This is a genomic window from Kribbella hippodromi, assembly GCF_039531045.1.
In the GTDB taxonomy this organism is placed as follows: Bacteria; Actinomycetota; Actinomycetes; order Propionibacteriales; family Kribbellaceae; genus Kribbella; species Kribbella hippodromi.
In genome coordinates this window covers 107,244-120,670 of sequence record NZ_BAAAPH010000008.1, presented here as the reverse complement: position 1 = coordinate 120,670, position 13,427 = coordinate 107,244, and the positions used below count along the sequence as shown (strand labels likewise).

The window sequence follows — 13,427 nt, the reverse complement described above, 5'->3', positions numbered from 1 at the left end:
GAGGTGCCTGCCTGCCTCACGAAGCCCGCAGGCAGGCACCAACCAGCAGTTCGGCGACGAGGTCCAGGTCATCACCTGAGACGGACGCGCTCGTCACTTCGCCAAGACGATCCAGCGACCAGTCGCGCTTCTTCCTGAACCATTGGTCGACATGCTGAACGACGTCGGCAGCGAACCGGGCCTCAAGGGTCTCCAACTGCCGCAAGGCCGCGCGGCCGGCGACGGGATCAAGAGTGAGCCGGATGATATCCCACAGGTCTGTCCCCGCCTTGGCGCCGCCACGATCCATGATGGCCTGCAGCTTCATCGCGACGAGCGGACCGGGCTCGGCGATCCTGGTCGAGGCACGCGCAAGCTCCTCGCGGGCCGATCCCAGTACGGAGATCGTGACTGGTGTCGCGGTATCGGCAGCCCACGCATGCGAGCCGGCGTGCAAGCGATCACCGGCATCGTCGCTGGGATGGTCCAGCTCGCTTTGGTTGACCTCCAGAACGTCGACGCGGACTTCTCCGAATCTGGTCGGCACCATCACCGCCGCCGGCTCGGCGGCCGTGGTCTCGGGACTGCCCCGAAGGATCTCCAGCTGCCGAGGTCTGCCGTCGGATCGCCGATCGACGATGTCGAGGTCAAGGGTTGCCCGATGCGCGCTGCTGAGTCGAGTCAGAACGGCAAGACCGCCGACCACGATCGGCGCGGCACCCGCGAGCTGTCCTACCGACGTGACGGCGTCAACCACCGCGGCCATCCCTTGGCCGACCAGCACTACCTGACTACCAGACACGTGGCCAGTTCTCCGGGGTCCAGTCGGCCAGGATCTCTTGCCCACGTCCCGCGTCCTGCGCCAGGTCGAGCGCGACAAACAGCGGATGGGTAGTCGGCCACTCGAAGTAGCTGTCCGCCGGCTCCGATCGCGCCATACACACTGCCGCAACGGGAGCTGCCGCGACCGTACATCGCGCCAACTCCCCCGACGGCGCGACTCCGAGCAGCCGGCGCGCTCGGTGGACCACCGACTTGTCCGGGACGAAGAAGTCCAGTGGTTGATCCGCACGGACAGCGACAGGAGCGCCCAGGACGGCCGCCGCCGCGGTCCCGCGCAGTGCCCATCCGGGCTCAGAGCCGACTTGATCGAGCTCGAGCCGCAGCGGAGCGACGAGACTGTCTTGACCGAGAGGCGGAAGCTCGAGAAGGTACTCAGTCTCCTGATGCCATCGGTCCGCAAGCGCCCAGAAAAGCCGCGTCGCGGACACCGTATTTCCTTCGATGTAGCGACTCTCCCTCAGTGCCGCCAGAATCACCGAGACCGTACTGACCGACCTGCGCAGCTCTCGCGACAACGACCTGACCGACGGCTTCTGCTGTGGATTCAGCAGAAGTGCCGACGCGACTTCGAGTCCTGCCTTTCCGGCCAACGGGTCACGTCGTCCCACTGCACGCTCCTGAGGTTCGACATCAGCTTCGACGACCAGTCCAGGTGCACGCAGGCTGAGCCGCCCACGGAGGTCAAAGTAGCCGACTCCAGCCCGAGCCAGAGTGGCTCGGGCCGTCCTCGTCACCTGGTCCGCCACCACGAACAGCACAGCGGTCGTCCCTCTGTCCGCGATCGTGTTGTTGTATCGCTTGCCCTCGACCGCCAGTCGCTCCGCGAGCTGATCGTTGACGAAGGCAACACGCTTCACCGAGAGCACAAGGGCGCCGCCCTCCGGGTCGACGATCAGGTCACCCCGCGCGGCTCCGGAGCTGTCCGCCGGCGCGACGACTTCGACGTCGAGCTGCGCGAAGGCTTCCTGAACGGCGGACTCGAACTCCTGCACGCTTCCACCGTACAAGGGTGTTCGGTGTTCGGCAATCGACGAACACCGAACAACATCTGAGCCACCACCCTCTCCCCCTCGTCACGTGCCGACACCGTGGGCGGGAGCTATCAGCGCAATAACTCGATGCCGGATTGCAAAAGTACGCCGACGGCTGAAGGTGCTGTGCGGGTGGGATCAGGTGTGGGGGCGGGTGGTGGAGGAGCGGAGGATTAGTTCGGGGGTGAAGAGGAGTTCGTCGGTGGGGACGGTGGCGCGTTCGATCAGGGCGATGAGGAGGTCCACGGCGGCTCGGCCCATGGCGTCGATGGGTTGGCGGACGGTGGTCAGGGGTGGGTCGGTGCAGTTCATCATGGCGGAGTCGTCGTGGCCGATCACCGAGACGTGGTCGGGTACGGACAGGCCGGCGCGGCGTACCGCTCGGATCGCACCAAGGGCGAGGGTGTCGCTGGCGCAGACGAGGCCGGTGGCGCCACGGTGGACCAGCTTGGTCGCGGCCGCGTGACCGCCCTCGAGGGAGAACATCGCGTGCTCGACCAGCTCCGGATCGGCGTCGTCGGCGGCCAGGAAGGCGGACAGTTTGCGGCGCGACGGGATGTGGTCGCGTGGGCCGAGCACCATCCCGATCCGCTGGTGGCCAAGGGCTCGCAGGTGACCGATCGCGATCTCCGCGGCCACGTGATCGTCGGACGAGACCTGCGGAAAACCGAGATTGTCGACCGCCGCGTTCACCAGCACGGCCGGCAACTTGCGCTCCTGGATCAGCTCGTAGTGCCGATGCGGCGCATTTGCCTGCGCGTAGAGCCCACCGGCGAACACGACCCCGGACACCTGCTGCTGGAGGAGCAGATCGACGTAATCCGCTTCGGACACCCCGCCGAGCGTCCGCGTACACAGCAGTGAGCTGAACCCCTGTTGCGCCAGCGCTCCCCCGACGACCTCGGCGAACGCGGGGAAGATCGGGGTCTGCAACTCGGGCAGCACCAGGCCGACCAGCCGGGCGCGGTCGCCGCGAAGCTGGGTCGGGCGCTCGTACCCGAGCACGTCGAGCGCGGTCAGCACCGCCTCGCGGGTCGCCTCGGACACGCCCGGCTTGCCGTTCAGGACTCGGCTCACGGTGGCTTCGCTGACGCCGACCTGCTGGGCCACCTCGGCAAGTCGACGGGTCATGCCGCAAATTTTAGGCACAACCACGCAACTTCTTGCAAGAGCCGCTGAGCGCCACGAGAGCCGGAACAAGCAGCCACCAGGTGGCGTACCCGACGTTTCGCGACCCGGATGCGCTCCCTGAGAGATCAGGTTGCTGACAGACTGGTACCCGTGCCCCGATTCGTCGCCACCCGCCCCGACACCGGACTGCTGTCGCTCCCCTGGGACGTCCCGCTGGAGGACTGGCCCGAGGACCAGCTGGTCGCACTGCCGCGCGGTATCTCCCGGCACGTGGTCCGGTTCGTCCGGGTCAACGGCAGTGTGTACGCGATCAAGGAGGTACTCGAGCATCTGGCCATGCACGAGTACCGGCTGCTCCGCGACCTCGAACGGCTGGAGGCCCCGGCCGTCGAACCGGTCGGGGTGATCACCGACCGGGTGGACCGCAACGGTGAGCCGATCGACTCGATCCTGATCACCCGGCACCTGCAGTTCTCGCTGCCGTACCGCGCGCTGTTCTCCAGCACGCTCCGGCCGGACACGGTGAACCGGCTGATCGACGCGCTGGTCGCCCTGATCGTCCGGCTGCACCTCCTCGGCTTCTTCTGGGGCGACTGCTCGCTGTCGAACACACTGTTCCGCCGGGACGCCGGTGCGTTCGCCGCGTACCTGGTGGATGCCGAGACCGGTGAACTGCACCAGGACATCTCCGACGGACAGCGCGCGCACGACCTGTACACGGCGGAGATCAACCTGTTCGGCGAACTGCTCGACCTGCAGGAGGGCGGGCTGCTGGACGAGGCGATCGACCCGCAGGAAACGGTCGAGTCGATCCAGAAGCGGTACGAGCTGCTCTGGGCCGAGCTGACCGCGCCGGAGGAGTTCGCCGGCGACGAGATGCACCGGCTGGACTCCCGGATCCGGCGGCTGAACGAGCTCGGCTTCGACGTCGCCGAGATCGACATCATCACCGACTGGGACGGCAGCCAGGTCCGCATCCAGCCGAAGGTCGTGGACGCCGGCCACCACTCCCGCCGCCTGCTCCGGCTGACCGGGCTGGACGTCGAGGAGAACCAGGCCCGCCGGCTGCTGAACGACCTGGACTCGTTCGCCGCCGCCACCGACCAGCAGAACGAGGACGAGGAGATCGTCGCGCACCAGTGGCTGACCGACGTCTTCGAGCCGGTGGTCCGCTCGGTCCCGCGCGACCTGAACCGCAAGCTCGAGCCGGCCGAGATCTTCCACGAAGTACTCGAGCACCGCTGGTTCCTGTCCGAAGAGGCCGGGCACGAGGTCGACACGATGCAGGCGGCCCGCTCGTACGTGCAGGACGTGCTGGCTGCCAAACCCGACGAGAAGCTGGCGCTGCCGACGCCGGGTGCCCCAGAAGTGGACTGAGCGGTGGACTGGCCCGCGCGCCGCGGCGCCGGATGTGCTTAGGGTTGAAACGTGAAAATCGTCGGATACGAAACGTTCCTGGTGGCGCCGCGCTGGCAGTTCCTGCGGATCGACACCGATGAAGGCATCAGCGGCTGGGGCGAGCCGATCGTCGAGGGCCGGGCGGAGGCGGTCCAGGGCGCGGTCGCGGCGATGATGGAGAACCTCGTCGGCGCCGATCCGCTGCGGACCGAAGAGCACTGGCAGGTGATGGCCAAGGGCGGCTTCTACCGCGGCGGCGCGGTGCTGTCGAGTGCGCTGGCGGGGATCGATCAAGCGCTCTGGGACATCAAAGGCCGGTTCCACGACGTACCCGTACACGAGCTGCTCGGCGGCCCGGTGCGCGATCGGGTACGCATGTACACCTGGGTGCACGGCGCGGACAACGCCGAACTGGTCGACCAGGCGCAGGCCAAGGTCGCCGCCGGATTCACCGCGATGAAGCTCAACCTGTCCGAGGCGCTGCCGCCGATCCCGTCGGCCGCGCAACTCCGCGCGTCGGTCAGCCGGGTCGAGGCGCTGCGCTCGGCGCTCGGTGACGACATCGACATCGCGCTCGACTTCCACGGCCGGTTCACGACGGCGGCGACCCGGCAGATCCTGCCCTTGCTCGAACCGCTGCTGCCGATGTTCGTCGAGGAGCCGGTCACCCCGGAGTACTCGCGGGACCTGCGCCGGATCACCGAATCGACCAGCATCCCGATCGCGGTCGGCGAGCGGCTGTTCTCCCGCTGGGACTTCCGGGACGTGCTGCCGACCGGGATCGCGGTCGCCCAGCCGGACATCTCGCACGCCGGCGGCATCTCCGAGCTGCGCCGGATCGCCGCGATGGCCGAGGCGTACGACGTGAACGTCGCGCCGCACTGCCCGCTCGGCCCGATCACGCTGGCCGCGAGCCTGCAGATCGACTTCGCCATCCCGAACTTCCTGATCCAGGAGCAGAGCCTCGGCATCGAGTACGGCGGCGGCAACGCGCTGCTCGACTACTTGGTCGACCCAACGGTCTTCAGTTTTGTCGATGGCCACGTACAGCGACCGACCGGCCCTGGGTTGGGCATCGAGGTCAACGAGGAGGCCGTTCGCGCGGCGGCCGCCGAGCCGCATCGCTGGCGATCCCCGGTGCTCCGCCACGACGACGGCTCCTTCGCCGAATGGTGAAGCCGCCGATGAAGCCGCCGATGGGCTGGAACAGCTGGGACTGTTTCGGTACGACCGTCACCGAAGCCGAGGTACTCGCCAATGCGCAGGTGATGAAAGAACAGCTGCTCGCGTACGGCTGGGACACGGTCGTCGTCGACATCGCCTGGTACGACCCGACGGCGCGATCGCACGGGTACAACGACAACGCGCCGGTGGTGCTGGACGAGTACGGGCGTCAATTGCCGGCAACCAATCGGTTTCCGTCCGCCGCGGACGGGGCCGGGTTCGGGCCGTTGGCGGCGAAGGTGCATGCGCTCGGGCTGAAGTTCGGGCTGCACATCATGCGCGGCATCCCGCGGCGGGCGGTCGAGCTCGACCTGCCGATCCACGGTACGCAGTGGACAGCGCGGGACGTCGTGGACCGGGAGCACGTGTGCCCGTGGAACCCGGACAACTTCGGGCTGAACCACGATCACCCCGGAGCGCAGGCGTACTACGACGCGCAGGTGGCGCAGTTCGCCGAATGGGGCGTGGATTTCGTCAAAGCCGATGACATGCTGGCGCCGTACCACGACCGGGAGATCGCCGCGTACGCGACCGCGATCGAGCGCAGTGGCCGGGAGATCGTGCTTTCGCTGTCGCCCGGTACGTGGTTGTCGACGGATCACGTGGAGCATTTGCGGGCGAATGCGCGGATGTGGCGGGTCTCCGATGATCTGTGGGATCGGTGGGAGGACGTGTACGCGCAGTTCGCCCGGCTGGCGCGGTGGGCGCCGTTCCAGCGCGACAACGGGTGGGCGGACGCGGACATGCTGCCGTTGGGGCACATCGGTATCCGGGCCGAGCGTGGCGATGACCGGGGCAGCCGGTTGTCCACCGATGAGCAGAAGACGTTGCTGACGTTGTGGACGATGGCTCGATCGCCGCTGATGATGGGTGGCGATCTGCCCACAACGTCGCCGGAAGCCCTTGCCCTGCTGGCGAATCCGGCCCTGGCCGAGGTCCTCAGCACGGCCACCAACGCCCGCGAGCTCGTCCGTGAGCCCTTGGACGACGGAGAACTCATCGTCTGGGCGGCCGACGGAGCGGACTGCTCGTACGTGGCGATCTTCTGGACCGGATCGTCAGCCCGGGAGCTACCGGTACCGCTGGAAGCTGTGCCCGCCGACCGTTCTGTGCAGGAGTTGTGGGGTGGGCCAGCAGCTGGCGCGGTCCCGTCGCACGGCGTGCGCTGGCTACGACTGACTTGAGCATCTCGACAGGAGGTGTCGCCGAATCCGGGACGTACGCACGAGGGAGTGAGCGTGCGCGCCCGATGAATCCAGGGACACCTCCTGTCGAGCTGCCGATCAGAAGGTTGTGCTGTGCAGGTCTACCGGGTTGGTGGTGTTTCCGGTAGCTACGCCGTAGACAGCTACGAAGGACCTGCCGGTGGAGACCAGGCCGGTGTAGTCGCCGAGCATCCGGCCGGAGCTGGTGGCTGGTACCTTGCGGGCGTCGAAGGGTCCTTCGAGGTGCTTCTCGCTCCACGAGCCGGCCTTGGTGCAGTCCGACTTGCAGGTGATGGCCCAGAAGTCCGTGGGCAGGCTCGGGTCGGCGGTGTTGTTGCGGAAGTCGTAGTACGTGATCGCGGCTGTTCCGTCGGAGGACACGGCGATCGCGGGTACGGCCGCGGAGCCCTTCGGCGTCTTGTCCACTCGCGCCGGAGCGGACCAGGTCTTACCGCTGTCGGCGGACCGTGCGTACGACACGTGGAAGGTGCCGTCGGCGGACTGACTCTGCCAGGTGGCGTGTACGACCTTCGTCCCGGGCTGAGCGGTCAGGAGCGGCAGACTGGCGTTGCGAATCGGGTCTGTACCGCCGTCCGGGTCTGGAATGCGGGTGGTGACGGCGAGCGGGGCCGGTACGTTAAGGGTCGGCTTCGACCAGGTCGCACCTCCGTCCGTGGAGCGGATCACCTGTGTGGCGCCTGCTGTTGCGGTGAGGTAGTGCATGCCGATCAGCAAGGTGCCGTCCGCGAGCGGCGTCAGGACCGTACCGATGGTGCCGGTGTTGTCTGGTACGTCGTAGATCTTCTTCGGCTTGGACCAGGTACGGCCGTCGTCGGTCGACTTGGACAGGTAGACCGGCTGCACCGAATGCTCCGCGCTGTCGGTGGAGGTGTCTTCGACGCGGTCCCACACTGTGTAGACGACGCCGGGGTGGTACGGGTCGGCGGTGACGGCCGGGCGGTCGTTGAACAGCTTGGAGGTGGTGTCGCGCTGCAAGGTCACTGCGTTGGCCCAATGCTCGCCGCCGTCAGCGGATCGCGAGACCTGCATCGCGGTGATCTCGCCGTCGCGGGACAGTGAGAACGAGGCTGCGATTGCCGCGCCGGACGGTGTGATCGTGAGCCAGTGGTCGGTGGTGACGTCGTACGCGCCGCCGGTGCAGGCGGAAAACGGGGGCAGTGCCGCGGAGCGGTGCCAGGTTGCGCCACCGTCGTTCGACACGGAGGTGACTGCGCCGTTGCTGCCGTAGCGGTTCCAGCGATCCTGTTGGTACGCGGTGACCAGGTGCGACGGGTTCTTTGGGTTGACGGCGAGGTGCGGCTGGACCTCGGTGTTCGGGTAGAGCGTGTAGCCGTCGGCCGGGCCGGCGCCGCAACCGGCCTGCAGCGGGCTGGTGCCGGACACCGGAACCGCGGCGGAAACACCAGCCGCGGCGGACTGCGCGACAACGGCGGAAGTCATCAGAAGGGTCGCGGCTGAAAGCAGTAGCCGGGAAATCGTCAAGTGAGCCTCACAGTTTCTGGGTAGCCGAAACAGGACAGCCCCGTAGGGTGCGGGTCATCTTCACCCACCCGCACATCCCTACGCCACGTTCGTTTCCCAGCTAGTTACCGCCTCAGCTAGCCCCCCAAAGCTCACCCACCCAGTGCCTTGACCAACCACCGAGAGACCGGTTCGGCACCGAGTTCCTCGTGGATTTCTCGGGTGGCTGCTTGGGCGGAGGTTTCGCGGGTCGGGTTGTAGCCGCCGCCGGGGAGGGACCAGCGGCGGGTGTCGGTGTAGGAGTGGCGGACGGTCAGGAAGTGGCCGTTCTCCTGGCGTAGTAAGGCTTTGACGCCGTAGGTGGTTGGTTTGCGGAGGCGGAACCAGAGTTTGACGAAAGGGGAGCCGGCCCGGAGGAGCAGGGCGCGGGGGCGCATCAGCGTGGGGGCATGCGGAGGGCGCCGTCCAGGCGGATGACCTCGCCGTTCAGGAGTTGGTTGTCGAGAATGTGGCGGACCAGGGCGGCGTACTCGGCGGGCTTGCCGAGGCGGGACGGGTGCGGGACCTGCTGTTCCAGGACGGTGCGGGTTTCCTCGGGAAGACCAGCCAGCATTGGGGTTTCCATCGTGCCGGGGGCGATCGTGACGACCCGGATTCCCTTGTCCGCAAGGTCCCGGGCGGCGGTCAGCGTCAGCGCGACGATCCCGCCCTTGCTCGACGCGTACGCCGCCTGCCCGACCTGCCCGTCGTACGCCGCGATCGACGCCGTCATCACCACCACACCGCGATCACCGTCCGCGCACGGCTCAGCGGCGATCATCCGCTCGGCAGCCAGCCGCAACACGTTGAAAGTCCCGATCAGGTTCACCTCGATCACCTGCCGGAAAGTTGCCAGCGGCAACGGACCCTTCCGCCCGACCACCCGGCCCGGCGTCGCGACCCCGGCGCAGGTCACCACGACCCGCAACGTACCGAGCGCCGCGGCCGCGTCCAGCGCAGCCGTCACCGCGGCCTCGTCGGTGACATCGGCCGGCGCGAACACCACCCGCTCGCCCAGCTCGTCCGCGACCGCCTTGCCCGCCGACGACGGCAGGTCGACGATCACCACGCCGAGCCCGTCCGCGGCCAGCCGCCGGACCGTCGCCTCCCCGAGACCCGATCCACCACCGGTGACCAGCGCGACGTCGGACGAGCTGAACTCCATCAAACACTCCTCAACAGGTCGCGGCTGATCACGAGCCGCTGGATCTGGTTCGTACCTTCGAAGATCTGGGTCACCTTGGCTTCGCGCATGTACCGCTCGGCCGGGAACTCCCGGGTGTAACCGTACCCACCGAGCACCTGGACCGCGTCGGTGGTGACCTTCATCGCCGCGTCCGTACAGACCAGCTTCGCGATCGCCGCCTCCCGGGTGAACGTCCGCCCGAGGTCCCGCCGGCGCGCCGCATGTAGGTACGTCGCGCGCCCGGACTCGACCGCCGCGGCCATGTCCGCGAGCAGGAACTGCATCCCCTGGAAGTCGGCGATCGACTGCCCGAACTGCTGCCGCTCCTTCGCGTACGCCGTCGCGAGATCAAGCGCCGCCTGACCGAGACCGATCGCGCACGCGGCGATCCCGAGCCGGCCGGAGTCGAGCGCGGACAACGCGATCCGCATCCCGTCGCCCTCGGCGCCGATCCGGTTCGCGGCCGGGATGCGTACGTCGTCGTAGTTCACCAGGGTCGTGGTCGAACCGGTCAGCCCCATCTTCCGTTCCGGCGCACCGAAGCTCAGCCCAGCGGTGCCAGCAGGCACATGGAACGCGGAGATCCCGTGCTTCGGATCATCCGAGGTCCGCGCGAAGGTGGTGAAGAAGTCGGCGTACGGCCCGTGGCTGATCCACGCCTTCGTGCCGTTCAGAACGTACGCATCACCGTCCCGGACCGCCCGCGAGGTCATCGAGCTGATGTCGGACCCCGCCTGCGGCTCGGACAGTGCGTACGCGCCGAGGAGCTCGCCGCCGACCATGTCCGGCAGCAGCCGCGCCTGCTGTTCGTCGCTACCGTACGTCGCCATCGCGTAGCTGGTCATGGTGTGCACCGAGACGCCGACCCCGACCGACATCCAGGCGGACGCGATCTCCTCGAGCATCTGCAGGTACACCTCGTACGGCTGCTCCGCGCCGCCGAACTGCTCCGGGTAGGGCAGTCCCAACAGACCGGCCTTCCCGAGCGTACGGAACGCGTCCCGCGGGAACGTCTCGCTCTCCTCGGCCTTCGCGGCGTACGGGGCGAGTTCGTGCTCGCAGAGGTCACGCACCAGCGCGAGCAGCTCTACGGATTCGTCAGTGGGCAGGAGTCGGTCGACCGCCATCAGGGGCCCCCTTTCACAACTCCCAAAATGATACTCGGAACGATACTGGCGCACCTAGCCGAGTATCGTTCTATGCTGTCTCGATATGACAACAGTCGTTCCGGGGCGGCGCACCCGCCGGCAGTCCGAGCTCCTCGACCGGCTCCTGTCGCTGTTCCTCGAGCAGGGGTTCAGCCGATTCACCCTGGATGACCTGGCCGCGGAGCTGCGCTGCAGCAAGACCACCCTGTACGCGCTGGCGCGGAGCAAGGAGCAGCTCGCCGTCGAGGTGGTGAAGCACTACTTCAAGAATGCCACCGCCCAGGTGGAGTCCGCGGTCGCCCGGCAGACCCGGCACGACCGCCGGATCGCGGCGTACCTGAACGCGGTCGCGGACGCGCTCCGGCCGGCCAGCCGGACCTTCCTCGACGACGTGGCCACGTTCGCCCCGGCCCGGTCGGTGTACGAGCGGAACACCCGGATCGCCGCCGAGCGGGTCCGGCAGCTGATCGAGGACGGGATCAACAGCAAGACCTTCCGGCAGGTCGACATCGCCTTCGCGGCCGAGATGATCGCACACACGATGCAGGCGATCCAGCGCGGCGACATCGCCCGCCGGACCGGGCTGAACGACGCCGAGGCGTACCGGGAGCTGGCGTCCTTCGTCCTGCACTCCCTCCGGCTCGACTGAACCGCACGTCCCCTTAGGGTTGGGCACCGTCCTCTTGCTGCCACACCTCTTGCTGCCAACACCGTGCATCAGAGCCGTACGCCCCGGAAGGCTGATCACTTATGAAATCTCTTCGACGCGCCGCGGCGCTGGTGGTGGCCGCCGGCCTCGCACTGGCCGCCGCCGTACCGGCCAGTGCCGACCCGGTGAAACCGCCCAAGCTGTCCGCCCGGGCGATCACGGCGACGCTGAACGACCAGATCTACACCCCCGGTACGGCCTGGATGACCAAGCCGGACGGCACTGTCGTCGTGTCGTACGACCCGACCGTCACCGGTACGAAGCTGACGAAGCTGACCGGCCTGACCAAGCAGCTCGGTTCCAACGTCAAGCTGGAGAAGCTGCCGCACAAGCTGCAGAAGTACATCAGCGGCGGGATGGCGACGTACGGCGGTGAGTACAAGTGCAGCGTCGGCTTCAACGTGCAGCGGCGGGGCAAGTACTACTTCCTCACTGCCGGTCACTGCGGTGTCGACGCGGCACGCTGGTACCAGGACCCGAACCACCGCGTGTACACGGGCGCGGTGCACCACGCCAGCTACCCGTGGAACGACTACGCGCTGGTGGTGTACCGGACCGACATCAAGATGAAGGTCCCGGGCGGCAGCGTGTACCTGTACAACGGGCGCTCGCAGGACATCACCAAGGCGATGACACCGGGTGTCGGACAGCTGGTGTACCGCTCCGGCGCGACCAGCGGTCTGCACAGCGGACGGGTCACCGGACTGAACGCGGTCGTGAACTACGGCGACGGGCGGGTGGCCGGGCTGATCCGTACGAACGTGTGCGCCGAGCCGGGTGACTCCGGTGGTCCGCTGTTCTACCGGCAGTGGGCGTTCGGGCTGACCTCCGGCGGGTCCGGCGACTGCAAGAGCGGTGGGGTGACGTACTTCCAGCCGGTCGTGGAAGCCCTCAACGCGTACGGCGTGTACATCTACTGACGCGCAGGTTTCCCCTACTCTCCGAGTTCATCTGAATACTCAGGGAGAGAGTGGGGTAGGACCCCTCACGGTTGAAGTCAAGGACGCCCCGCCCCAAAGGCGTCCGAATCGTGAGGAGGCCGAAACCATGAAACTGTCCCCATTCCGCCGCACCACCGCACTCCTGGCCGCGGCCGGGCTTGCCGCCGCCGGACTACTGGCGTCGCAAGCCTCGGCCGCACCGGTCAACCCGTCCGCGCTGTCCGCGTCGGCGATCACGTCGACGCTGAGCAAGGACGCGACCATCCCGGGTACGGCGTGGCAGACCGCTCCGGACGGCCGGATCATCGTGTCGTACGACGACACCGTGACCGGCGCGAAGCTGTCCAAGCTGACCAGTGTGACCAAGCAGTTCGGCCAGCGGATCACGCTGGAGAAGATGAAGGGCAAGCTGACCAAGTACATCGCCGGCGGCGACGCCATCTACGGCGGTCAGTACCGGTGCTCGCTCGGGTTCAACGTCCGCAGCGGCAGCACGTACTACTTCCTGACCGCGGGTCACTGCGGCAACATCGCCTCCAGCTGGTACGCGAACTCCGCCAAGACCACGCTGCTCGGTACGACGTACGGATCGAGCTTCCCCGGAAACGACTACGCGATCGTGCAGTACAGCTCGTCGTACACGAACCACCCCGGCACGGTCGACCTGTACAACGGCTCCTCGCAGGACATCACGTCCGCCGGCAACGCGACTGTTGGTCAGGCGGTCAAGCGCAGTGGTAGCACCACCGGCGTCCACAGCGGCAGTGTCACCGGCCTGAACGCCACCGTGAACTACGCCGAAGGCACCGTCACCGGCCTGATCCGCACCAACGTCTGCGCCGAAGGCGGCGACTCCGGCGGCGCCCTCTTCGCCGGCACCGTAGCCCTCGGCCTGACCTCCGGCGGCTCCGGCAACTGCTCCTCCGGCGGCACCACCTACTTCCAGCCCGTCACCGAAGTCCTCTCCCGCTACGGCGTCAGCGTCTACTGACCGCCAACGCAGCCGTGCGGCCGGGGCACAACCCCGGCCGCACGCTTACCTCAGACAGGTGAGAGAACAGAAAAGCCAAGCTCTTCGGCTGCCGTGGTCAGTTCCTTGTCGTAGGTGACG

Annotated in this window: 13 protein-coding genes; 6 read left to right on the top strand and 7 right to left on the bottom strand. The window is 67.6% G+C overall.

The annotated features are described in order from the left end of the window. Window positions 1–16: 16 nt before the first annotated feature. The 3 genes from ABD260_RS14515 to ABD260_RS14505 form a co-directional block, all read right to left on the bottom strand. On the bottom strand, window positions 17–745 hold the full coding sequence (locus ABD260_RS14515; RefSeq protein ID WP_344234011.1) for a prevent-host-death protein: 729 nt from the start codon (window positions 743–745) through the stop codon (window positions 17–19). Window positions 746–770: 25 nt separating this feature from the next. After that, window positions 771–1,814 carry a transcriptional regulator gene (locus ABD260_RS14510; RefSeq protein ID WP_344234010.1) on the bottom strand — a complete coding sequence of 348 codons (1,044 nt, stop codon included), beginning with the start codon at window positions 1,812–1,814 and terminating at the stop codon, window positions 771–773. 177 nt (window positions 1,815–1,991) lie between these two features. Then, window positions 1,992–2,984: a LacI family DNA-binding transcriptional regulator gene (locus tag ABD260_RS14505; RefSeq protein ID WP_344234009.1), complete on the bottom strand. Its 993-nt coding sequence runs from the start codon at window positions 2,982–2,984 to the stop codon at window positions 1,992–1,994. Between the two features lie 108 nt (window positions 2,985–3,092). Between ABD260_RS14505 and ABD260_RS14500 the strand changes: the two genes are divergently transcribed. The 3 genes from ABD260_RS14500 to ABD260_RS14490 are packed head-to-tail and all read left to right on the top strand — an operon-like array spanning window position 3,093 to window position 6,790. Further along, the gene (locus ABD260_RS14500; RefSeq protein ID WP_344234008.1) at window positions 3,093–4,361 is read left to right on the top strand and encodes a DUF4032 domain-containing protein; all 1,269 of its coding nucleotides are present in this window, start codon (window positions 3,093–3,095) and stop codon (window positions 4,359–4,361) included. Between the two features lie 51 nt (window positions 4,362–4,412). Next, on the top strand, window positions 4,413–5,558 hold the full coding sequence (dgoD, locus tag ABD260_RS14495; RefSeq protein WP_344234007.1) for a galactonate dehydratase: 1,146 nt from the start codon (window positions 4,413–4,415) through the stop codon (window positions 5,556–5,558). An 8-nt stretch (window positions 5,559–5,566) separates the two neighbouring features. Further along, on the top strand, window positions 5,567–6,790 hold the full coding sequence (locus ABD260_RS14490) for an alpha-galactosidase (RefSeq protein ID WP_344234006.1): 1,224 nt from the start codon (window positions 5,567–5,569) through the stop codon (window positions 6,788–6,790). A 99-nt stretch (window positions 6,791–6,889) separates the two neighbouring features. On the opposite strand, the gene ABD260_RS14485 is transcribed toward ABD260_RS14490, so the two are convergent. From ABD260_RS14485 to ABD260_RS14470, 4 genes are all read right to left on the bottom strand, one after another. Next, window positions 6,890–8,272: a sialidase family protein gene (locus tag ABD260_RS14485; protein ID WP_344234005.1), complete on the bottom strand. Its 1,383-nt coding sequence runs from the start codon at window positions 8,270–8,272 to the stop codon at window positions 6,890–6,892. Between the two features lie 173 nt (window positions 8,273–8,445). Beyond that, on the bottom strand, window positions 8,446–8,730 hold the full coding sequence (locus ABD260_RS14480; RefSeq protein WP_344234004.1) for an NUDIX hydrolase: 285 nt from the start codon (window positions 8,728–8,730) through the stop codon (window positions 8,446–8,448). Continuing rightward, a complete protein-coding gene (locus ABD260_RS14475) occupies window positions 8,730–9,497 on the bottom strand; it encodes an SDR family NAD(P)-dependent oxidoreductase (protein WP_344234003.1) in 768 nt (255 codons plus the stop codon). Before ABD260_RS14475 ends, ABD260_RS14480 begins: the two co-directional genes overlap by 1 nt. Continuing rightward, window positions 9,497–10,645: an acyl-CoA dehydrogenase family protein gene (locus ABD260_RS14470; RefSeq protein ID WP_344234002.1), complete on the bottom strand. Its 1,149-nt coding sequence runs from the start codon at window positions 10,643–10,645 to the stop codon at window positions 9,497–9,499. Before ABD260_RS14470 ends, ABD260_RS14475 begins: the two co-directional genes overlap by 1 nt. Before the next feature lie 85 nt (window positions 10,646–10,730). On the opposite strand from ABD260_RS14470, the gene ABD260_RS14465 reads away from it, so the two are divergent. From ABD260_RS14465 to ABD260_RS14455, 3 genes are all read left to right on the top strand, one after another. Beyond that, entirely contained in the window at window positions 10,731–11,315 is a 585-nt protein-coding gene (locus ABD260_RS14465; protein ID WP_184837117.1) for a TetR/AcrR family transcriptional regulator, read from the top strand. Window positions 11,316–11,416: 101 nt separating this feature from the next. Next, entirely contained in the window at window positions 11,417–12,295 is an 879-nt protein-coding gene (locus ABD260_RS14460) for a S1 family peptidase (RefSeq protein ID WP_344234001.1), read from the top strand. Between the two features lie 127 nt (window positions 12,296–12,422). After that, entirely contained in the window at window positions 12,423–13,307 is an 885-nt protein-coding gene (locus ABD260_RS14455) for a S1 family peptidase (RefSeq protein WP_344234000.1), read from the top strand. The last annotated feature ends 120 nt before the right edge of the window (window positions 13,308–13,427 follow it).

Excerpts from the sequence above, each read along its gene's own strand:
- ABD260_RS14500 (WP_344234008.1), top strand. The coding sequence starts at position 3,093 with ATGCGCTCCCTGAGAGATCAGGTTGCTGACAGACTGGTACCCGTGCCC.
- ABD260_RS14470 (WP_344234002.1), bottom strand. The coding sequence starts at position 10,645 with ATGGCGGTCGACCGACTCCTGCCCACTGACGAATCCGTAGAGCTGCTC.
- ABD260_RS14490 (WP_344234006.1), top strand. The coding sequence starts at position 5,567 with ATGAAGCCGCCGATGGGCTGGAACAGCTGGGACTGTTTCGGTACGACC.
- ABD260_RS14485 (WP_344234005.1), bottom strand. The coding sequence starts at position 8,272 with ATGACTTCCGCCGTTGTCGCGCAGTCCGCCGCGGCTGGTGTTTCCGCC.
- ABD260_RS14455 (WP_344234000.1), top strand. The coding sequence starts at position 12,423 with ATGAAACTGTCCCCATTCCGCCGCACCACCGCACTCCTGGCCGCGGCC.
- ABD260_RS14515 (WP_344234011.1), bottom strand. The coding sequence starts at position 745 with ATGGCCGCGGTGGTTGACGCCGTCACGTCGGTAGGACAGCTCGCGGGT.
- ABD260_RS14505 (WP_344234009.1), bottom strand. The coding sequence starts at position 2,984 with ATGACCCGTCGACTTGCCGAGGTGGCCCAGCAGGTCGGCGTCAGCGAA.
- ABD260_RS14460 (WP_344234001.1), top strand. The coding sequence starts at position 11,417 with ATGAAATCTCTTCGACGCGCCGCGGCGCTGGTGGTGGCCGCCGGCCTC.
- ABD260_RS14475 (WP_344234003.1), bottom strand. The coding sequence starts at position 9,497 with ATGGAGTTCAGCTCGTCCGACGTCGCGCTGGTCACCGGTGGTGGATCG.
- ABD260_RS14480 (WP_344234004.1), bottom strand. The coding sequence starts at position 8,730 with ATGCGCCCCCGCGCCCTGCTCCTCCGGGCCGGCTCCCCTTTCGTCAAA.
- ABD260_RS14465 (WP_184837117.1), top strand. The coding sequence starts at position 10,731 with ATGACAACAGTCGTTCCGGGGCGGCGCACCCGCCGGCAGTCCGAGCTC.